This window comes from Nitrospinota bacterium (genome assembly GCA_009873635.1).
Classification (GTDB): domain Bacteria; phylum Nitrospinota; class Nitrospinia; order Nitrospinales; family VA-1; genus LS-NOB.
This window is the reverse complement of sequence record WAHY01000005.1, coordinates 61,414-82,584: the sequence shown is the minus strand read 5'-3', so window position 1 is coordinate 82,584 and position 21,171 is coordinate 61,414. Positions and strand designations below refer to the sequence as shown.

At 40.9% G+C, this 21,171-nt stretch carries 20 protein-coding genes; 12 read left to right on the top strand and 8 right to left on the bottom strand.

What is annotated here, in order from left to right; translation table 11 throughout:
* Positions 1-14: 14 nt before the first annotated feature.
* From F3741_04940 to F3741_04905, 8 genes are read left to right on the top strand one after another with little or no spacing between them, the layout of a single operon-like run.
* On the top strand, positions 15-440 hold the full coding sequence (locus F3741_04940) for a 6-carboxytetrahydropterin synthase (protein MZG30149.1): 426 nt from the start codon (positions 15-17) through the stop codon (positions 438-440).
* Positions 424-981, top strand: coding sequence for a GTP cyclohydrolase I FolE (folE, locus tag F3741_04935; GenBank protein ID MZG30148.1), 558 nt, complete (start codon positions 424-426; stop codon positions 979-981). Before F3741_04940 ends, folE begins: the two co-directional genes overlap by 17 nt.
* 41 nt (positions 982-1,022) lie before the next feature.
* Entirely contained in the window at positions 1,023-1,988 is a 966-nt protein-coding gene (locus F3741_04930; protein ID MZG30147.1) for a PhoH family protein, read from the top strand.
* A gap of 54 nt (positions 1,989-2,042) precedes the next feature.
* Entirely contained in the window at positions 2,043-2,513 is a 471-nt protein-coding gene (ybeY, locus tag F3741_04925; protein MZG30146.1) for an rRNA maturation RNase YbeY, read from the top strand.
* A gap of 32 nt (positions 2,514-2,545) precedes the next feature.
* A complete protein-coding gene (locus F3741_04920; protein ID MZG30145.1) occupies positions 2,546-3,028 on the top strand; it encodes an HIT domain-containing protein in 483 nt (160 codons plus the stop codon).
* Positions 3,029-3,040: 12 nt separating this feature from the next.
* On the top strand, positions 3,041-5,695 hold the full coding sequence (gene mutS, locus F3741_04915) for a DNA mismatch repair protein MutS (protein MZG30144.1): 2,655 nt from the start codon (positions 3,041-3,043) through the stop codon (positions 5,693-5,695).
* Positions 5,692-6,615, top strand: coding sequence for an NAD-dependent epimerase/dehydratase family protein (locus tag F3741_04910; protein ID MZG30143.1), 924 nt, complete (start codon positions 5,692-5,694; stop codon positions 6,613-6,615). Before mutS ends, F3741_04910 begins: the two co-directional genes overlap by 4 nt.
* A gap of 37 nt (positions 6,616-6,652) precedes the next feature.
* Positions 6,653-7,267 (top strand): DUF4390 domain-containing protein, encoded by a 615-nt coding sequence (locus F3741_04905; protein ID MZG30142.1) that lies wholly within the window; start codon positions 6,653-6,655, stop codon positions 7,265-7,267.
* Between the two features lie 66 nt (positions 7,268-7,333).
* Here F3741_04905 and F3741_04900 read toward each other — a convergent pair whose 3' ends face one another.
* The gene (locus F3741_04900) at positions 7,334-8,644 is read right to left on the bottom strand and encodes a GAF domain-containing protein (protein MZG30141.1); all 1,311 of its coding nucleotides are present in this window, start codon (positions 8,642-8,644) and stop codon (positions 7,334-7,336) included.
* A 343-nt stretch (positions 8,645-8,987) separates the two neighbouring features.
* On the opposite strand from F3741_04900, the gene F3741_04895 reads away from it, so the two are divergent.
* The 3 genes from F3741_04895 (at position 8,988) to F3741_04885 (ending at position 12,143) form a co-directional block, all read left to right on the top strand.
* A complete protein-coding gene (locus F3741_04895; GenBank protein MZG30140.1) occupies positions 8,988-11,303 on the top strand; it encodes a HAMP domain-containing protein in 2,316 nt (771 codons plus the stop codon).
* A 77-nt stretch (positions 11,304-11,380) separates the two neighbouring features.
* The gene (locus tag F3741_04890) at positions 11,381-11,611 is read left to right on the top strand and encodes a hypothetical protein (protein ID MZG30139.1); all 231 of its coding nucleotides are present in this window, start codon (positions 11,381-11,383) and stop codon (positions 11,609-11,611) included.
* Positions 11,612-11,723: 112 nt separating this feature from the next.
* Positions 11,724-12,143 carry a DUF1566 domain-containing protein gene (locus F3741_04885; protein ID MZG30138.1) on the top strand — a complete coding sequence of 140 codons (420 nt, stop codon included), beginning with the start codon at positions 11,724-11,726 and terminating at the stop codon, positions 12,141-12,143.
* A 2-nt stretch (positions 12,144-12,145) separates the two neighbouring features.
* Here the strand turns inward: F3741_04885 and F3741_04880 are convergent, their stop codons facing one another.
* On the bottom strand, positions 12,146-13,720 hold the full coding sequence (locus F3741_04880) for a hypothetical protein (protein MZG30137.1): 1,575 nt from the start codon (positions 13,718-13,720) through the stop codon (positions 12,146-12,148).
* Between the two features lie 203 nt (positions 13,721-13,923).
* On the opposite strand from F3741_04880, the gene F3741_04875 reads away from it, so the two are divergent.
* Entirely contained in the window at positions 13,924-14,397 is a 474-nt protein-coding gene (locus F3741_04875; GenBank protein ID MZG30136.1) for a redoxin family protein, read from the top strand.
* Positions 14,398-14,472: 75 nt separating this feature from the next.
* Here F3741_04875 and F3741_04870 read toward each other — a convergent pair whose 3' ends face one another.
* The 6 genes from F3741_04870 to F3741_04845 all read right to left on the bottom strand — a co-directional run bounded on the left by F3741_04870 (position 14,473) and on the right by F3741_04845 (position 21,148).
* A complete protein-coding gene (locus F3741_04870; GenBank protein MZG30135.1) occupies positions 14,473-14,835 on the bottom strand; it encodes a MerR family transcriptional regulator in 363 nt (120 codons plus the stop codon).
* A complete protein-coding gene (locus F3741_04865; protein ID MZG30134.1) occupies positions 14,816-15,118 on the bottom strand; it encodes an integration host factor subunit alpha in 303 nt (100 codons plus the stop codon). Before F3741_04865 ends, F3741_04870 begins: the two co-directional genes overlap by 20 nt.
* A 65-nt stretch (positions 15,119-15,183) precedes the next feature.
* Entirely contained in the window at positions 15,184-17,250 is a 2,067-nt protein-coding gene (fusA, locus tag F3741_04860) for an elongation factor G (protein ID MZG30133.1), read from the bottom strand.
* Positions 17,251-17,654: 404 nt separating this feature from the next.
* Positions 17,655-18,986 (bottom strand): ribosome biogenesis GTPase Der, encoded by a 1,332-nt coding sequence (der, locus tag F3741_04855; GenBank protein MZG30132.1) that lies wholly within the window; start codon positions 18,984-18,986, stop codon positions 17,655-17,657.
* A gap of 9 nt (positions 18,987-18,995) precedes the next feature.
* Positions 18,996-20,507 carry a tetratricopeptide repeat protein gene (locus tag F3741_04850; protein MZG30131.1) on the bottom strand — a complete coding sequence of 504 codons (1,512 nt, stop codon included), beginning with the start codon at positions 20,505-20,507 and terminating at the stop codon, positions 18,996-18,998.
* 119 nt (positions 20,508-20,626) lie between these two features.
* The gene (locus F3741_04845; GenBank protein MZG30130.1) at positions 20,627-21,148 is read right to left on the bottom strand and encodes a metallophosphoesterase family protein; all 522 of its coding nucleotides are present in this window, start codon (positions 21,146-21,148) and stop codon (positions 20,627-20,629) included.
* Positions 21,149-21,171 lie beyond the last annotated feature (23 nt).

The window sequence follows — 21,171 nt, the reverse complement described above, 5'->3', positions numbered from 1 at the left end:
ACCTTAAATAACCTATGATTTTTATCACCCGCCGACTTGAATTTTGTGCCAGCCACAGATTATACAATCCATCTTTCTCGGATGAAAAAAACGCCGCCACTTTTGGTTTATGCAACAATCCCAATGGACATGGCCATAACTATGTTCTGGAAGTGACTGTTAAAGGCGAAGTAGACCCTGAAACAGGCATGGTACTGGATCTCAAGTCATTAAAAAAATTGATCAACGAGGAAATTATCGACAAGGTGGATCACAAAAACCTGAATGTGGATGTTGAGTTTCTGAACAACGTAATCCCGACCGCAGAAAACATTGCTATCCATTTCTGGAATATCATTGAACCCAAAATTGAAAACGGTACTCTGCATGAGATAAAACTTTTTGAGTCCGAACGAAATTTTGTTATTTACCGAGGTGAGGAAGTTGAAAGACCTCATTAAACAAATTTTGTTACAGGTGGGTGAAGATCCCGACCGGGAGGGGCTCAAAGACACACCTGAACGGGTGGAGAAATCCCTGAAATTTTTGACAAGTGGATACGGGATCAATATTGAAGATATCGTCAATGGCGCATTGTTCAAAGAAGATTATGACGAAATGGTTATTGTCAAAGATATTGACCTGTTCAGCATGTGTGAACATCATATGCTTCCATTTATAGGTAAGTGTCATGTAGCATATCTTCCCAAGGGGAAAATCATCGGTCTTAGCAAAATACCTCGTATTGTAGATGTATTCAGCCGCCGATTACAGGTCCAGGAGCGCCTGACCAACCAGATTGCCGGTTGCTTGAACCAGATCCTTCAACCAATTGGAGTAGGTGTAGTGATTGAAGCACTACATCTTTGCATGTGTATGAGGGGTGTAGAAAAACAGAATTCCTACACCACTACCAGCTCCATGCTGGGTTCCTTTAAATCAGATGCAAGAACCCGCAGTGAGTTTTTAACCCTTATCCCTCCACAGGGAACGCGACGATGAGTCTAATAATAATTTTTTTTATCAAATAGAGAGATCCCTGTTTGAAACCAGACACAAAAGAAATTATTCTCGCAAATAACGATCTCATTCCAGAATTATTTGGCAGTCAGGATCTAAATCTAAAACTGATTGAGAAAAAATTTAACGTCCGTATTACTACCAGGGAAAACCAAATAAAAATAAAGGGCGATCCCGAAAATATTGAAACCGTTGAAAGCCTTTTCATGCAACTTGAGAAACTGCATGAAGCCAGCCTTCCTGTCGAAAATGGGGATATCAAGTTCGCCATCCGGTTGATCGCCGAGGATGCACATGCCGACCTCAAAACTATTTTTTCGGAACGTATTGCCGTCTCTCCCAAGAAAGGTTATATCACTCCCAAAGGCCCCGCACAGCATCAGTTCATTCAAGCTATCAGGCAGGATGATATCGTTCTCTCAGTAGGTCCGGCGGGTACAGGAAAAACATATTTGGCAGTTGCTATGGCGGTAGAAGGCCTGCTGAAAAAGAAATTCAAAAAAATTGTACTGGTCCGCCCCGCTGTTGAAGCCGGAGAGAAACTGGGTTACCTGCCGGGAGATATAACGGAAAAAATCAATCCTTATCTCATGCCCCTCTATGACGCCCTGAGCGATATGATGGAAACAAATCGAGTGAGACACCTGATGGATGATGGTGCCATAGAAATTGCCCCACTGGCATATATGCGTGGAAGAACATTAAGCGACGCTTTCATCATTCTTGATGAAGCTCAGAACGCAACTCGAGAGCAAATGAAAATGTTCCTGACCCGTTTGGGATTCCGCTCGAAAATGGTGGTCACTGGTGATATCACACAAGTAGACCTGCCTAAAGATAGCGATTCTGGACTCATTCATATTCAGGGACTGCTTAACAAAGTACAAGGTATCCGCTTTATTTATTTCTCAACCAAGGACGTAGTACGTCATGAACTGGTGAAAAAGATTATTAACGCCTACGGCAAAGCTGGATTTGATCAGGAATAGTCTTCCACTTTCTTCCTGATAATAGCTGACTCATGCTTTTTCTTTTATCCTGATATGGAAATCTTTATAAAAAACGAACATCCTGATATCAAGGTAGATACAAAAAAAATTAAACAACATACAGCCAAAGTTCTAGATTCCATGGATTGCAATGAACATGAAATCAGCATATTATTTATTGGAGATCAGGGGATTCGTGATCTGAATCAACGTTTCAGGGGTATCGATAGTCCGACTGATGTGTTATCGTTTCCGCAGCTCGTGGAAGATTCACCAGAAACCCCGGGACCGCCTGTTTTGGGAGATGTTGCAATATCCCTTGAAACAGCCCGTACTCAATCCAAAGAGCACGGTCTGTCCATGGATGAAGAGTTAACATTATTACTCATTCATGGAATACTTCACCTTCTGGGTTATGACCACGAATTATCAGATCAGGAAGAAGATCGTATGCGGAAAAAAACCCGTGAATTATTCATAACGGTTTACCCAGGCAAAAGACTTTTAGACACATGCAATTTTTAACCCGATAAAACCCTGGTCTGAGACAAAGACTCATGAAACAACTCTGGGCACCTTGGAGGATGGAATATATCAACAGTGAAAGGTCAGAAGGATGCATATTCTGCATACTCCCCAGGGAAAATGACGATGACAAGAACCATATACTTTATCGTGGCGAATCGGCATTTATTATCATGAATATATTCCCCTATAACTCTGCCCACTTGATGGTGTCTCCATACAGACATATAGATTGTTTGACCAAACTAGATTCGAATGAAAGCACAGAATTAAACCAATTGACAGATGCTTGTATCAATACTTTAAAAACCGTTATCAACCCGGAAGGTTTTAACGTTGGTTACAATATTGGTAAAGCAGCTGGCGCGGGATATGATGAACACATTCATTGTCACATCGTTCCCAGATGGGTTGGGGATACCAATTTTATGCCAGTTCTTGGAGAAACCAAAGTTCACCCAGAACATTTGAAAGCTACCTACAATAAACTTCTTCCTCATTTTAAAAATTTGTAATTCATAAAACATATGGGCGTATCGGCCAAAAGTATTAGGGTCACTCAAGATGACACTCCCATGATGCAACAATACAGGAGCATCAAAAAGGAATATTCCGACTCAATATTATTTTTCAGGATGGGTGACTTTTACGAAATGTTTAATGATGACGCAAAAACAGCGTCAAACATTTTACAGATTGCTCTTACAGCAAGAAACAAAAAGACCAACCCGGTTCCCATGTGCGGAATTCCCCATCACTCGGCAAACCTCTACATTACCAAACTTCTTAAAGCTGGAAAAAAAGTCGCTATTTGTGAACAGACAGAAGACCCAAAGCAGGCTAAGGGTTTGGTAAAGAGAGAGGTGATTCGTGTTATCACCCCGGGAACAGTCCTTGATGATAATGTTCTGGACCCCAAAAAGGACCAGTTTATAGCCTCAATCTATTTTTGCAAAAACCTGATAGGACTTGCCGCTCTTGATGTTTCAACCGGAGTGTTTAAAGCTACACAAATTGATGGAGCAAATTCCCTTTCTCTACTAGCAGATGAACTGAAGAAACTAGACCCTAAAGAGATTATTATTCCTAATTCAATGATAGAAGAACCCCATCCCTGGCTTCCAGCAAGTGAGGCCTTTCTCCATGCAGGGGAAGACTGGACATTTTCTTTCAGCGAAGCTTATAGAAACCTGACTGAACATTTTAAAACCCAGTCTTTAGAAGGGTTTGGTTGCGAAAATATGAAGGCGGCCATATCCTCAGCAGGCGCCCTGATCCATTATTTGCAGGAAACACAGAAGTCTGCAATGGAGCATATCACAGCCCTCACTCCCTTTCCTATACACGACTACATGGCTGTAGACCAATCCACTTTGGCAAGCCTGGAACTGGTCCAATCCAGCGAAGGAAGCAGAAAAAATTCTCTGCTCGATTTGCTTGATATTTCTCAAACCGCTATGGGCGCTCGACGAATTCGTGAATGGATTCTAAAACCACTGATAGACGCAGAAAAAATAAGGGAGCGTTTGAATGTTGTCGCAAATTTCAAAAACAATCCAACAGAAAGAAAAAAGTTACGTGATCTTCTGAAAAATATTTTCGATCTTGAGAGACTGTTGGGAAGAATCACACTATCCGCATGTAATGCAAGAGATGTTATTTCACTGAAAACATCTCTGAAAGTTTTTCCAGATATACAGAATGAACTTAAACGTTTCTCCTCAAGCTCAATAAGTTCTTTTCTTGAGGAGTGGGACAACCTTGATGACATCTACAGTTTAATTGATCAAAATATTACAGATGACCCACCTCTAAGCCTTAAGGAAGGAAATCTGATTAAATCAGGTTGCAATGAGGAGCTTGATCGCCTTAAAAAAATAATCCGTCAGGGAAAAAGTTGGATCGCTTCGCTGGAAACTGAAGAGAAAGAAAAAACAGGAATTCCTGTATTAAAAGTCGGCTTTAACAAAATTTACGGATATTATATAGAAATTACTAAAAAACATAGTGACCGCATCCCTGCAGAGTATATTCGCAAACAATCCCTGGTAAATGCGGAGCGATTTATTTCTCCCAAACTCAAAGAGTACGAAGAAGAAATAACCGGTGCTGAAGAAAAGATTTTTGCCATAGAGCAAAAACTGTTCGAAGAAGTCAGGTCCAGCATTTCACTCGTTGGTTCCCGGATACAAAATATGGCGCGTATCATCAGTGAAGTTGATACGTTATCTTCTTTCGCAGAAATTGCGCATAGGTACAATTATTGCCAGCCTGAATTCACAAACGAACGTAGCCTGTTTATTGAAAACGGACGTCACCCTCTAATAGAGCAAATAGATCCAACTGTCCGGTTTATTTCTAACGATACATTCCTGGATTCTGTGGAACAACAAATCATGATCATTACCGGACCAAATATGGCCGGAAAGTCCACCTATTTAAGGCAGGTTGCGCTGATTACTCTTATGGCGCAAATTGGGAGTTTCGTTCCAGCAGATCAAGCCAGACTAGGAGTCACGGACCGTATTTTTTCACGAGTGGGAGCACAGGATCATTTGTTAAAAGGTCAGTCCACCTTTATGGTTGAAATGAATGAAACTGCAAATATTCTCAATAATGCCACCGCAGACAGCCTGGTCATTTTGGATGAAATTGGCCGGGGAACCAGCACCTTTGATGGAATCAGTATAGCCTGGGCGATTGTTGAGTTCCTCCACAAAGCTGACCAGGGCGGAGGACCCAAAACACTTTTTGCTACACATTACCATGAACTGACGGACCTGTCCCGTGTCCTTCCCGGGGTAAAAAATTTTAATGTTCAAATCAAAGAGTGGAACGACGAAATTGTATTTCTTCGTAAAATTGTTCCCGGCGGGACCGACAAAAGCTATGGCATACAAGTCGCACGACTGGCAGGGTTGCCAAAAATCGTTTTGGACCGCGCCCAGGAAGTTTTATTCAATTTGGAACAAAGTGAGTTTGATGAAATAGGTGTGCCCAAAATCTCTCATTCAGATAACCAAAGAAATAAACACTCTTCCGGACAGCTTGCTCTTTTCCCGGATCCTGAAAATCCATTGATACAAAAGCTAAAAGCAATTGACCCGGACGATCTTTCACCAAGGGAAGCCCTGGATGTTATTTTTCAGTTGCACCAGTTGCTAAAGGATACTTCGAAATGAATATTTTGGTTACAGGTGGTGCAGGCTTTATTGGTTCGCACCTGGTGAACACATATATTGAGGCCGGGCATCAAGTCATCGTGGTGGATAATCTTTCTTCAGGAGAGTTGCGATTTCTAAACCCCAAAGCTACGTTTTATGAGATAGATATCCTCGATCCAAACTTCGCTGAGGTTTTAAAAAGAGAAAAAATTGATGTCATCAATCATCATGCCGCGCAGATTTCAGTAACCGGTTCCATCAGTGACCCCCAGTCTGACGCTAACTCCAATATAATTGGTACTTTACAACTTCTTAAAAGTGCGGTATCGTTAAAAGCCGAGAAGTTCATATTTGCCTCAACCGGAGGGGCTCTATATGGAGAACAAGATTATTTTCCGGCGGGCGAAGATCACCCGGTTCAACCGCTGAGCCCTTATGGTATTTCAAAGTTATCAGCGGAAAACTATATACGTTTTTACCAGGAGAAGTACGGACTAAGATCCACCATACTTCGTTATAGTAATGTTTTCGGCCCGCATCAAAACCCACATGGGGAAGCTGGAGTCGTATCGATATTCTGCGAGAAGCTTGTAAATGACCAGAAACCTGTTATTTTGGGAGACGGAAAACAAACCCGGGATTTTATTTCGGTCAGGGATATCGCCAGGGCAAACTTGATCGCACTGGATAACAATTGCATTGGTACATTTAATATCAGTAGCGGAATAGAAACCAGTGTAAATTCATTGGCAAAATCTTTACTGGATATATCGGGAAAAAATATTGAAACCACTCACGGTTTAGCTCGAAAGGGAGAACAACGTAGAAGTGCTCTCGATTATAAAAAATTCCATGAAGGATTTGGGTGGAAACCCGAGGTTTCTCTGGAGCAAGGGTTAATTGAAACGTACAATTTTTTCAACAATCAAACGGCTTAATCTGGTCTCTTTATGGGTTTCAGCTCTTGTGCTGACGATGGGGCTTGTTTCTCCTGCTTCAGCAGTGTCTCCCGATGTCGTCAATATTGGAGTTGGAACGAAGGGCAAATATGTAGTCATGAATGCCCGACTGGTTGATGGTTTCACTGAAAAAATCCAGGAAGCCATTAATAACGGGGTACCAATTGGTTTCACTTTCGAAATAGAGCTCCGCCAGGATAATACAGCATGGGTTGACAGCTTAATCAGTTCCAACAAAGTTCGCCATCGAGTTCAGTTTGATTCACTCAAAAAGATTTACAGGTTTACAGAGATAGGAAAAAATGTCAGACGAAACATAATTACCCGTAAGAAGTCCCGCTTCCAGAACCTAATGCTCAACTTGAAGGATATACCTATCGCTCCAATATATAAACTGGACCCAAATGAAAAATATTATGTCAGGGTCAAAGCAGATCTGGAAACTGACAGGTTCTGGTTCCCCTTCAACTACATTTTCTTTTTTGTGCCTTTCAGTGAATTTGAAACTTCATGGGCACAGACCTCGCCTCTTGCTATTGATCCTGATCTTGATCTATCAAAACAAGCCAGAGGTTCTCGCAAAAAACAAAGACACATTTCCAGAGATGTCATAAGATCATTCAATAAGTAAGCGTTTGATCTGAAATAGACTCTCACAAAACTGTCTTATTATGACCAGATACGAGTATCTATTTGCCTAATCGTTGTTTTTTCTTAGAGGGTGTGCATCCAGGTCTATGTTCGCAACTTCCCTGATAAGCTTGATGACCTCTTGAGGCGGATCAATTTGCTGGTAAACCAAACGGCTGCCATCCTTCAGAATACGGACAAGAATATTTGTCTCATCCTCTTCTCTTTGAACCTGGATATTTGCGGAATCATGTAAACTAGTTGTCGCTGATGTTTTCGACGCAGATGCCAAACTTGAGATTGAATCAGGTTTGACTTCATCGCCCTTTTTTACTTCTGGGGGACTATTTTTCTTCTGATTATATAGAGCAAGGCCCAATGCCTGACCTATTAGAAATCCGTTTTTTTCGTCCTGGATTGAAAATGACGTCATATTTTTCTTATTGATCAATTGCAGGACACCCATTAAATTTTCCCCATGAAGCAAAGGCATAGTCAACATGGATCTTGTAGAGATACCTGCTATCTTCTCCCAAGAATCATCAAACACCAGTTTGGGATGTAGAGCTCTCACTTTTCCAATATCCTTGAGATCCTGAATATTTACAGTTTTTTTGATCATCGCTACGTAACCGGCAACACTGTTTGAGGATATTGGAACTCTAATCTTTCCAAGCTTATTTCCATAAGTTACCTTTGAGTAAATTTCTTTCCGGTTTTCATCCACCCCATAAATCGTAACCGCCTCTGCACCGAAGTACTTCAACAGGGGTTCTTTCAATCGCTTTAACAGACTATCAAAGTTTTCTGAGGAGTGAATCATTTGCGAGAGAACATGAAGCTGACGCTCCTGCACAGTTCCATTCGAAGCACCATCCTCTTTTTCCTTCAATTTAGCAATAGCCATGCCCATAATGGGAGCAATGGCTTTAGCCTTAAAAAAATCTTCCTGGCTAAATCCACCTTCTTTATTGATAATCTCCATCACTCCCACAAGTTTTTTGTTAAATGGAAGCGGTACCACAATCATAGAGGTAGTATCCTTGTTTAATTTTTTATCCCAACTGGAGTCATAGGTAAGTTTTGGGTGATATTGAGAAAGCTCCTGGCTATCTTTCACATTCTTTATATTTATCGGTTTTCCTGTAGCCGCCACAAAACCAGCTATATTTTTAACAGATATATTCAGTCGAATTTCAGGGAAACCTTCTCTATGAAAATTTTTAGTGAACAGTTCACGCCTAGCTTCATCAAGCGCAAAAAGTGTTGCCTCTTCGCTATTAAATAACAATTTCAGGTTATTAGTCAGAGATAGAAGGCTATCCTCATTAAATTCGGCATCTCCTACCTGGCTGGCAAAACTTTCTAATGTATTCAAATTTTCCACCTTAATATTGAACGCACAGGTTTATATTTGAGACTACAATTATTCGGCAACCAGCTTAATGCAAGTTTCAGTAATTTTTAGGGTAACATATTGATTTTAATCCTTTTTTGGAAATAATGACAAGGTTTTTTCATGTTTCAAAGGATTCTGTATACACAACTCGTATAATCAAAGTATTTTATCCCCACATTAAAATTCTTTGAATTTTCCATCCTTATCCTGAATTCCAATTCCTGGGCCTACAGCTTCCAGGGAACAAAAACCAAAGACTTTTTATGATGGTTGTATGTTAAACTATTGTTTTTAAAAACAAATTAATAGCCCGGTAGCCTTTATGCCATCCGACCCTCCCATCCACAAGACTTCAGAATATATCCCACCCACTGAAAAGTTTTTGCGTGATAAACGGAAACGTACATCAGTGACGGCTTTGGCCGTTTTCATAGCTCTAATAGGCATGACATTTTTGGAGAACTATTTTCTCCAAGCCCAGTCTACTTCATCGATTGGTAACAACATTGCGGTTTTAGCGGTATTCAACATTATTCTAATATTGATTTTTGCATTGATCATTTTGATCACGCGCAATCTGGTTAAATTATATAATGAACGCAAAAGTAAAATTATCGGTTCAAAGTTTCAAACGAAACTAATTATCGCCTTCTTGATTCTGGCATTGGTTCCTTCAATACTCCTTTTCACTGTTGCCAGTAAATTATTCACTTTCAGTATTGGGAATTGGTTCAATTTGCAAATCGAGCAGACTCTGGAATATTCCATGGATATTGCCAGAAGTTATTACTCAGACCTTGAAAAGAAAGCTCTCACAAAAGCTAAAAATATTGAGCGTTTTATCAATAGCGAAGAACTCTATTTAAAGCTGAAACGGAACCGGTTGCATACCCTGGCCCAGGAAAAGGTAGCTGAATATGATCTTGCTGGAATTCTCATTTATGACAATGAATTAAAACCAATAGTTCAAGAGTTGGACGCATCTAAATTGCCTTCCAATAATCCATTAAACTTTTCAGAAATTATTAAAAAAAGCCTGGATGGCGAAGGAGTGACAGAGATACAAAAGACCCAGGAGGGAAGTCTGATGATTGTTGTCGTTCCACTCACTGAGACCCTTGAAGGTAAAATTTCCATATGGGGTTACATACTTACACTAAACCCTGTATCAAAAAGTTCGCTAAGAAAAATTGAAACCATCCGTAATACTTTCGAGGACTATCAGCAACAAAGTTTTCTTAAGATTCCTGTCAGCGCAAATTACTACACAACATTCATCTTAATTACCTTGTTGATCCTGTTTTCTGCCATCTGGCTTGGGTTTTATATGGCAAGGGGCATCACTGTGCCGATTCAGCAGTTAGCAGAGGGAACACGACGTATTACAGAAGGAGACCTGGATTTCAAGATTGGTGCAAGGGCCACCGATGAAATAGCTATCCTTGTTGACTCTTTCAACACGATGACACAGGAACTAAACGAAAGCCGGCTGAATATTCAACATGCGCATGAAGACCTAACCAAGACAAATATCGAATTGGACCGGAGAAGGAATTATATAGAAACCATTCTGGACAGTATCGGCGCTGGAGTTGTTTCAATTGATAAAAAAGGACATATTACGACCTTTAATAAAGCGGCTGAAAAAATTCTCCACCTAAGAAACGAACAAATTTTCGGATCCAGTTATCATGATGCCCTCGACTTTTCATGTCACCAGGCTATAAGAAAACTCGTACACCGGATGTTTAGTCAGAACAAAGAAGCCATAGAAGAACAAATTGATCTACGAGTGGGAGAAAACAACCTCACTCTTCTCGTGAATATCCAAGTACTTCGCGGATCTTCCCAAAAATATCGTGGACTGGTAATCGTCTTTGAAGACCTGACCCATCTCATAAAAACCCAGAAGATAGCCGCATGGAAAGAAGTTGCGCAGGGAATTGCCCATGAAATTAAAAATCCCCTTACTCCTATACAGTTAAACACTCAAAGGTTAAAAAAGAAGTATCATGAAAACAAAGAAGATTTTGCCCGGGTATTCGATGAAAGTATTAACATCATATCTCAGGAAGTTGAGGGAATGAAAGAATTGTTGAATGAGTTTCTCCGGTTTTCAAGAATGCCCACTCCTAATCCCAGGCCCACGGAACTGCACAAAATTATTGACGATATTCTTATTTCCTATTCGGAACATGATAAAAATTTAACGATTAAAAAGAGTTTTGACCCAAACCTTGGAGCTGCCCATATCGACCCTGAACAGATTCGCAGAGTCTTCATCAATCTTTTTGAAAACGCAACCGATGCCATAGATGATGGTGGGGTCATACAAATCAGCACCCGAGTTATGCAAAAGGAGAAAATTCTTCGTATTGAGTTTTCAGATGACGGATCAGGAATCAGCCCTGCCGACAGAGATAAACTGTTTCTTCCCCATTTCACCACCAAAAAACGGGGAACAGGTTTGGGCCTGGCCATTGTAAACAGGATTATCATTGACCATAATGGCTCTATTCAGGTTAAAGACAACCACCCCAAAGGTACAATTTTTGTCATAGACCTCCCCTACTCACCCCTGGTACTGGAATCGAAAAACTCTCGTGCTCACAGCTCGCACCAAACCACACTCTCCTGATCCAAATCAGCTGCTTTTATTCCAACAGGTTTTGTTTTAAAATATATTTATTCTAAAATTATTGACCGAAAGAACCCATGTCGAAAAAAATAACCCTGAAAATAGATCAAGATCTTTATCAACAACTTGAAAACCGGTTCAAAGGTGATGAGCAAGAGTTGAAACAATTTATTATCAACTCTATAAAAACAAGTTTGAACACAACACAATCATCATCCGAATCAAATGAGAAGGACGATTTAGAAGGTTATTTGCAAAATGGAGCTACAGGAAGTCGGACCTATGGGGTAAAAGGTCAGGGCTGGTAACCAAGCTGAAGGCCTATAATGCAGAATTCTGATTCAGGCGTTTAAAAAGATTCAATAGTCCTTTATAAGGCAAACTCTGCTCGCAACACGAACAATTTAAGAAAGTAAGTTTATGGGAAATAAAAGGTTTATAGATAACGGAGATGGAACTATCACCGATGAACAAGTAAAAGTGATGTGGAGAAAAACAGACTCCTTCCAAGACACAAAGAAATGGCTCAACTGGTTTAAAGGCCAGGATTATGTCGAAATCACCAATATGGAAAGGTTTGCAGGTTACGAGAATTGGCGTTACCCAACTGAAGAAGAAGCATGGTCATTATTCGATCTGAACTACAAAAACACAGACAAATATGGCGATGAAATCTACCTGCACTCAATCTTTGAGCCTGGTAGCGCGGGCACTACCTGGACAGTGGAAGAGCGAGACTCATCGGCTCTGGTCATTCAATACGAAGACGGGATGAAAGTCTGGCCTTCTAAATATGCCCATCTCAATATGGCCTACCGAATGGTCCGGTCTATCACCTGACATCAGTTTAAATTTCCAAATTCGGGACGCTCTGGATAAACAACCTTTATATCAGGATTGATACCCGCCTCATAGTTAAAACCAGGTTGTATGACAAACCTGATTTTAGCTGTCTTACTATTCAGCTTTTTAAATTCTCGAGGATGGACCCGCTGGGCACCCAGTTCCAGAATCAGGGGTTTTTTGGCAGGCAGGTTCAAGACTCCAACAACACTTTTTTCCAGGTCAATTCTTATTGAACCCGACCTTACCCCTTCCACCTTATAAGAGCCTTCGGCTACATGTACGTTGCTGCCTTCATAAAAAACTCTCCATAAGTAACGGGTTTCAAATCCTCTCGCGCCGGCTACAGGCAAAGCCGGATCAAGAAACTGGAGTTGAGGCTTACCTTTGCTTTTAAAAAAATAAATACTCCGCATGGTCCACAAAGCCAAATCTTTTTCAAAAGAACGTCGCGACATGATTCTACAACGCCTTAATTCCAGAAGCTTTTGCAATACTACTCTTTTTTTGCGAATCAGATTTCTGCGAATATTCAATGCTCCAGGGTTGTATAAATAGCAGGATGCTGCACCCAACTTCGTATCCCTCACAGAATCCGGTGAATTATCCAGCGTTTTTTCAATTTTTCCGATCAATTCTGACTCAATATTAGATTCGTAATCGCGACCTACTTCCCGGGCAATACTAATTACAGCATCCCAATCCTTGATTGATACAGCATTTTCAAAGTCATTAATAACCTTATCGCGATAATTCATGTCAGCTTTCGGGAAATACTCTTTACCACCAAATACTTTGTCCTTTAAATACTGATATCTTTCAGGGTGGCTATAGCGGAAATATGGATAGTTGATATACGCAGCAACGGAGTTGGCAAAATCTTCCTGAAGGTTCTGTCGGGAATACGTAGAAAGCTGACGGGTAGAAACAGGAGCATAGTGCTTGACTTCAGGATCGTTTAAAGCAGCAAACAAGTAATCGTCTCCCGGCCGCCCATCCAAAGCAGGCAGGTGAACCAAACTAAATTTAGCAATTTTCATCCATTCTTTTGAAAAAGAAAGGAATCCTTGAAAGGTATCAAAAATATGTGCCATTTCATGTTGAACAATGTTCTGAAACCTATTCCGGTCTTCATAAAATAAAGGATTATAAAATTCAATACGCGGCTTCTGGTCATCCACTTCGACATGATAAGACAAGTCAGAGTTTCGATAGACAGTTTGAAAACTGGGAAAAGTAGCAGCAGGAATATCATCCACAGGCATTCCTTCAGGAGCCGCTCGCAACTTGCTAAAGTGATAAATCCCAGTAACCCCGGGTATACGCAAGAAAGTATCGGGCAGCCGGGAAAATGCAAGTGCGAGTTCTTTGATTTCTTCAGGTTTCCAGCTCAATTCCATATCCAGCAGTTCATAACCAAATCGTGATTTGAAATCACTTTTTAACTGGTTGACCTGTTGTCGATAATCACCGGGATACTCATAAAAAGGCCGATCAGCATCCTGCCCCCAGGAAGCATTCACGCATAAAAGATTGGCAAGCAAAATCCAGCAAACAAACGTCGATTTATACATTTACTTATTAAACTCCAATATGACCAATAACTTTAGGTTAACAGATTAACTTTTATTTAGCTATAGACATGATAGGTTAATAAAATCAATATTTTAGCTAAAATTTTATACTGAAGAATAATTTGAACAATTTTTGCATCTTTCTAGACGTTCAGACATCTTAAAAATGTCTTATATCAATCTAAATTTACGGAGGTCTCTCTATGGCAACACTGCCAGGTAAGGATGCTAAGTTAATCAGGTTAAACCCGGAATGGTCGGTAGAAAATGCCGCCTCCACACCATTGGAACAGGAATTGTCTATTGATGATTTTAATGGCAAGCGGCTTATCATCACTCTTCCTGGAGCTGGTGGTTTCTGCAACAAGGAATTTGATCTTGTTAAAGATAATCAGGATAAATTCAAAGCCGCAGGTGCGGATGAAGTCATTGTTGTGGTAGGAACAGATATTTTAAGTAATGCAGGCCGAGGCCTGCCCAACCTGTTTCAGGATGTTAACCAGGAGTTTGGCAATGCCAACAAATTAACTCTGGAAGGGGTTAAAAGCCGCTATCTGCATCGGTCAGTAATTGCAGTGGATGCAAACGGCGAACAGGTCGCCAGGGAAGATGCGGAGCTACTAGGTTGTAGGACGATTGATGCCCTGGTAGAAGTTGCTAAAAAAGCGTTTTCTTAAACTCAGGATCTTGTCTCATAAAAAAAACCTCCTGGTAATACCAGGAGGTTTTTTGTTTTCATCAATAGTTATATTTCAGTCATTATTATCATCAAGAGTTTTTAATATAAACTCCAAATCACTTTTCATCTCCTGTTTCCATTCCAGAAAAGATTCACGATCATAAGCAAAATCCATCTGTGTACCTTTTCGTTTAAAGCTCTTGAGTTTATTTTTAGCTCCAGCGATAGTAAACTTTTCTTTATAGAGAAGGCGCTTGATTTCCAGAACCAACTCAACATCTTTTTTTTGATACAATCTTTGTCCTGACTTGTTTTTAGTCGGTTTCAAAGAATCTATTTCATCCTCCCAATAGCGCAAAACATGTTGTTCTACACCAGCAAGGTCAGCGACTTCGCCAATTTTAAAGAATAATTTATCAGGAATCAGAGCTGTCATCACAAGTAGATTGGTTGGTAGAGTCCAGTAATTGTCTACTGGGTTTAAAGGTTAAGACGGTCCTGGGTCTTATACGGATTGTCTCACCGGTTTTTGGGTTTCGGGCATTTCGGGCATTTTTCTTCCGCAAAATAAAGCTGGCAAACCTTGAAATGCGCACATTATTGCCATGAGATAGTTCAGATTTAATTTCATCAAATAAAATCTCCACGGCCTGAGCGGCTTCCTGACGTGTGAACCCGACTTTTTCATAAACCTGGTCCACAATATCAGCCTTCACCAGCGTTCCATTTGAATCGGCTTTATTCAATATTGTTCCTCAGAAAAAAGCTTGCTATTAATAATTCGTCAGTGAGCAGACTTTTCTTCATAAGCCTGATTGGCTTCATCGATAATCTTTTGCATCAAATGCTCTGGAACGTCTTCATAGTGATCGTATTCCATAACAAACATAAAAAAAAAATTTAAAATTTCAGCCATCGGCACATGGGCGCGGATGGTTTGAGTGTCCTCCCCCGGATCGATCCCCTGAATTTTGCCACGCTTGGAGTTGATATCGCCCATAATATCCCCGACATTATCACTGGGAACAATGATTTCCATATTCATGATCGGCTCAATAAGAATCGGTTTACAATCCATTACACCTTTTTTGAACCCTAGAGAACCAGCAATCTTAAAAGCCATTTCCGAAGAGTCTACATTATGGTAAGACCCGTCATATAAACTGACCTTCACATCAACCATAGGATAATGAGCAATGACACCACCCTCCATAGCTTCCTGTATTCCCTTGTCAACAGCGGGAATATATGTTTTCGGTATAGCACCTCCAACAATTTTATCTTCGAAAATATAACCTTCTCCTCTTTTCAAGGGAGAAATTTCTATCCAGGTGTCACCAAACTGACCTTTCCCGCCAGTTTGCTTTTTATATTTTCCCTGCACCTTTGTAGTTCCCTTAATCGCTTCTCGATAGGGAACTTTGGGTGCCTTAACATTCACTTCTACACCAAAACGTCGTTTCAATCGCTCAAGTGTTACATCAAAGTGAACCTGCCCCAAACCAGAGAGCAATAACTGCCCGGTTTGTGCATTTCTCTCCATCTTCAAAGTCATATCTTCTTCCAACAACCTGTTCAGGGAACCACTGATTTTTTCCTCATCAGCTCTTGTTTTAGGTTCGAGAGCACGTGAAAAAACAGGCATTGGAAAGGATATAGGAGGAAATACTACCTTCTCATCTGAATCAGAAAGCGTATCACCCGTAATGGTTGACTTTAGCTTAGCCACAGTGCCCATATCACCTTCCGGAATTTCCGAAACTTGCACCTGTTTTTTGCCCTGAAGCATATATAACTGTCCCACACGTTCATTCACGTCCCGGGTAGAGTTATATACCGTGGAATCACCTTTAAGAGACCCGGAAAACATTCTGAACAAAGTCAGTTTGCCAGCATAAGGATCGGCAATAGTTTTAAAAACCAGACCGGAAGATGGTTTACCTTCATTTGCAGCACATGGAACCTCGGCATCATCCTTCAACCGCTTTGCCATCGCAGGAGATCTGATATCAGGGGATGGTAAATATTTCACTGCAGCCTTGAGCAATAAATCTACACCCATATTATTCAGAGCAGACCCACCTAATACAGGAATTAACTGACCAGCTTGAATACCCTCCTTTAATCCTTTCGAGAATTCTTCTTCGGTCAATTCCCCCTGCTCCAGATACACTTCAATTAAATCATCATCGACTTCCGCTACCGCTTCCATCAAGTCACCATGGCTAATTTCCATTTCATCCTTAATATCAGCTGGTGTTTCCCCTGCTTTTCCTTCACCCTTACTGCCTTTATCATAGGAAACATAATGGTTATCGATAAGATCAACTATCCCGGAAAACGCGTCTCCAGTAGAATTCGGGAGTTGCATATAAACCGGGTTTTTTTTGAATTTATTCTTAATGGCTTCCAGGATTGGGGCTATATTGGCCCTGTCATGATCAAGCTTATTAATGAAAATGATTCTTGGCAGGTTTAACTCATCGGCCCAGTTCCAAATTTTTTCTGTATAAAACTGAACCCCTTCATCAGCACTGATCACAAAAATCAAACCATCGACCACTTTCAGGCAGGCAGGTATATCAGAAATGAAGTTACTGTTTCCCGGCATATCAACCAGGTTTATCTTTGTCGCATTCACTTCACAAAACGCGACAGAGGCATCAATAGAATGTCCACGCTTCACTTCATCCGGATCATAATCCATAACCGATGAGACATCACCCACTTGTCCCAACCGATCAGAGACTCCGGAAAAGTACAAAATCGCCTCGGCTAAAGACGTCTTTCCAGATCCACCATGGCCAACCAATCCAATATTTCTGATATCCTGAAGTTTATATTGTTTCATACTTACCTCGTCTGGTAAATGGATCACCCGCAATCAGGAACGTTCACCCCACTCTCTCAAATCATGAAACAAAAGCCTATGTCAATGAACTGCAATATTGGTCTTATAAACTATAAACATTCCAAATTTCACAGCAAAAGTCAAAACTTTATAGGCCGTTAATTTAATAAATACAAAGAATATTTCAAGCCATCACTAAAAAACAAGGGTTAACTCTAAGTGAAAAACCGGATGATATTTTTCCTACCCAGTTCATTTAAAAGCGATTAGCTCCATAACCAGGAAAAACTTGAACCTATATCAGAGAAAGTTATTTCCATTGTATGCAGAACAAAAAATCATAAAAATAATGGGGAGAAGTTATTAACGGGAAGTCAGGACAATACGAAAAAAGTCAAGGTTTATTAAATGTCTATTCCTTTTCTTTTTCCAGATAATACGAGACGAACAGGGGTTCCGGTAAATCCGAATTGTTTTCTAAGACTGTTTATCAAGTAACGTTTATAGGAGAAGTGTATTCCTTCAGGGAAATTCATAAAACATTTAAAAGTGGGTGGTCTCTTTTTAACTTGAGTGGCATAAAACATCTTCATAAACTTACCCCTGTAATTCGACATGGGATTTTTCTGAATGGCGCGTTCAAAACAATCATTGAGTGTTGAAGTAGGAATACTTCGGGAATATTCTTCGAATACCTGTTCAACCTGAGGCAGGACCTTTTCAATTCGCAGGCCTGTCATTGCAGACACTGTGAGCACTGGAGCAAACTCTAGAAACTTCAGTTTTCGGTTCACCCTTTCTTTGAACTCCTCAAACAGAACTTCTTTTTCACGGGATAAGTCCCATTTATTTCCCAGAACCAGACAGCCTTTTCCACGTTCCAGAGCATAACCTGCGATTGTTGCATCCTGATCGCTTATGGGTTCCATGGCATCAAGCATCATTACAGCAACATCGCAGCGGTCCATAGCTTTAAGGGCCATGACCATGCTGAACTTGTCCAGAACCTGGCTGGTTTTCCCCTTACGTCTTATTCCTGCCGTGTCGATTAAAATAAAATGCCGACCGTTCCACTCAAGCGATGTATCAACAGCATCACGGGTTGTTCCCGGTATATCACTCACAATACACCGTTCAGAATTAAGTAATTTATTAATCAATGATGATTTTCCAACATTAGGCCTGCCAATCACAGCTATACGTATAGTGTTCTCATCAAAATCAGGTTCCTCTTCCATATCAGGAAGGGATGCGGAAACGGCTTCCGTCAATTCAATAATGCCAGGTCCATGCTCCGCTGACACAGCAAAGGTATTCTCAAGTCCCAACTCAGAAAACTCAGGATGGATAAAATGTTGCGTAGGAGAATCAACTTTATTTACCGCCAGGCAAAAAGGTTTATCTGATTTACGAACCTGGGAAATCATTTCTCTATCCGGCCCGGTCAACCCTACCTGATTATCCACAACCACAATCACAAAGTCTGCCTCGTCTCTTGCCCATCTGGCCTGTTCCACCACCTGGAGTTCAATCTGGTTGTTGACGTCCACATCAACACCACCCGTATCCACAATTAATACAGGGCGGTTGCTAATTTCTGCGGCACCATACATTCGGTCACGAGTCACTCCCGGAGTATCATTAACAATCGCCGAACGGCTTTGAGTGAGTTTGTTGAATAATGTCGACTTGCCAACGTTGGCCCTGCCAACGATAGCTATAATTGGGGTTGTCATGCTTCCTCCTTAAATGGATGGTTCCTTATCTTGCAGGTATTTATGAATACCTTCCGCTATGGAGGAAGCCAGCCTGTAGAGGTAGTCAGGCTTGGAAAGCATGCGGGATTCTTTCCGGTTGGTCAAAAATCCGACTTCAACCAGAATACTGGGCATATCAGCGCCATGGAGGACATAAAAAGGGCCTTCTTTAACACCAAGGTTTTTCAATTCTCTGAACTTTTTCCGGGTCGATCTATACAGGTTATTTTGCACCACCCCTGCCAGTCGGGATGAGTCATTTATTTTAGTAGTTGTAATAAGGCTTGCCAAAATTTCCTGAACCTGGTCGTCTTTGACTGAGTGAACCAGTTCTCCATTTTCCCTGGCTGCAACAGCCAGGGCACGGTCGTTATTTGCCGTACCCAGGAAATAAGTTTCTATACCATGAGCTGATTTTCTTTCTGCGGCATTAGCATGAATTGAAACAAACAGGTCTGCATCACGATTATTGGCTATCGCACTTCTTTCTTTGAGAGGAATAAATGTATCATCCTTTCGTGTCATCACTACACGATACTTGAACCTGTTTACCAAAATGGTTTTTACATGCCGGGCAATGGTCAGGTTGACTTTTTTCTCATGTAATCCTCTCGCACTTTTAGCACCCTGATCTTTACCTCCATGCCCTGCATCCACAACAATTAAAGGCGAAGAGCTAGCAACACCACCAGAAGGGGCATAAAGATATCCCCCTTTTTTATCCTTCTTAAACTTTACTTTTTTGACCTTTGCCCTGGTTTTTTTTGCTACCACCACTTTTTTTGATGGAGCAGATTTAGTTATTTTTTTTTCTTGAGACGGCGGTACGGGTTTGGGGAGTATTTTTCGTTTTTTTGATGCTTCAGCCACAACCGCTGTTGCTGGTTGAGTTTTTTTCTTTTTTTCGGGGACTATGGATTTTTTTATAGCTGGTTTGGGTTCCGCTTTCTTTTGAGTCGTCCTGGAAAGAGATACAAGCTTCTTATATTCTAATCGAGCCTTTCCAGCCTGATCACTCTCTGGGTGCTTTTCAAAAATTGTTTTGAAGATTCCTTTCGCTGCCGACAGGTTTTGCCTGTTACGATATATCTCTGCCGACTCAAACAAGGCATCATCGGTAAGAGTGCCTTTCTGAAAGTCACTGGAAACTTTTTTATAGTAGCGAAGAGACTGATTCAGGTCCTTGACATTTTTGGACACAGAATTTAACCCCTGATACAAACTGGCAATGGTAAACGTAGCCTTGTAAGCCTGCTGGCTTTTAGGGTAGCGTTGTATCACTTTTGAAAACTGGTGAATGACTTTTTCCCAATGGTGGCGGTATTGTTGTCTATCAGGAGAGTTTTTGAGCTGGTAGTAAGATTTTTGCGCCAGATAATAAAGGTCTTTGGCTGAATAAGATTTACCGGCCCACGCAGAAGATGCCTGCAAACATAGAATAAAGATCCCTATAATCAGGGACGCTTTGTTAATTTTTATCTGAAATTGACAAACTGACATGGCAAGGCCTCGATTCAGCCCAAACACCTTAACTAATTAATTTTATTGAAGTTTTATCGATTCAGCTTAACATTTCTCCTCCAAAGGGTCAATAGAGCCCATCAATAAATTAAAGGAGGTTATCTTCCGTGCGACAGCCTCTCGGCTGAGTCTAACGGCAAGCCGCTATCACGTATCTTCCCTTGAGCTGAGTTGAGGTCGTATTTAAAACGGTGGATTTTCACAGTATTTTCTTCAGAATCATAAATCATAAACGCTGGATCGGGGTTTCTGTCCCGTGGCTGGCCCAAACTTCCATCGTTAAAAATATAACGACATTCCGGGTCGATTTTCCAGCTACCTGAGGAATGCTCCTTCACTTCTCCATCACCAGTCTCTTCGAGAATCAACGTTTTATGGGAATGCCCCACAAAACATATGGAAGCTGTAAAGCTTTCGAAGTTGCGTTTTGCACCTGCTTTTGAGGTTATATAATGCCAGGCTTTGGGCTGATACGGAGATGAATGCACCCAATATATCCCTCCTTCCTCAAGGTCTAGAGGAAGAGAACGAAGAAACTCTTTATGACTTTCTTTCAGTTGATTACGAGTCCATAGGCAGGATTCATAGGCTGAATAGTTGAAATAGGTGGTATCCGTCAATTCGACAGCAGCCCAATCATGAT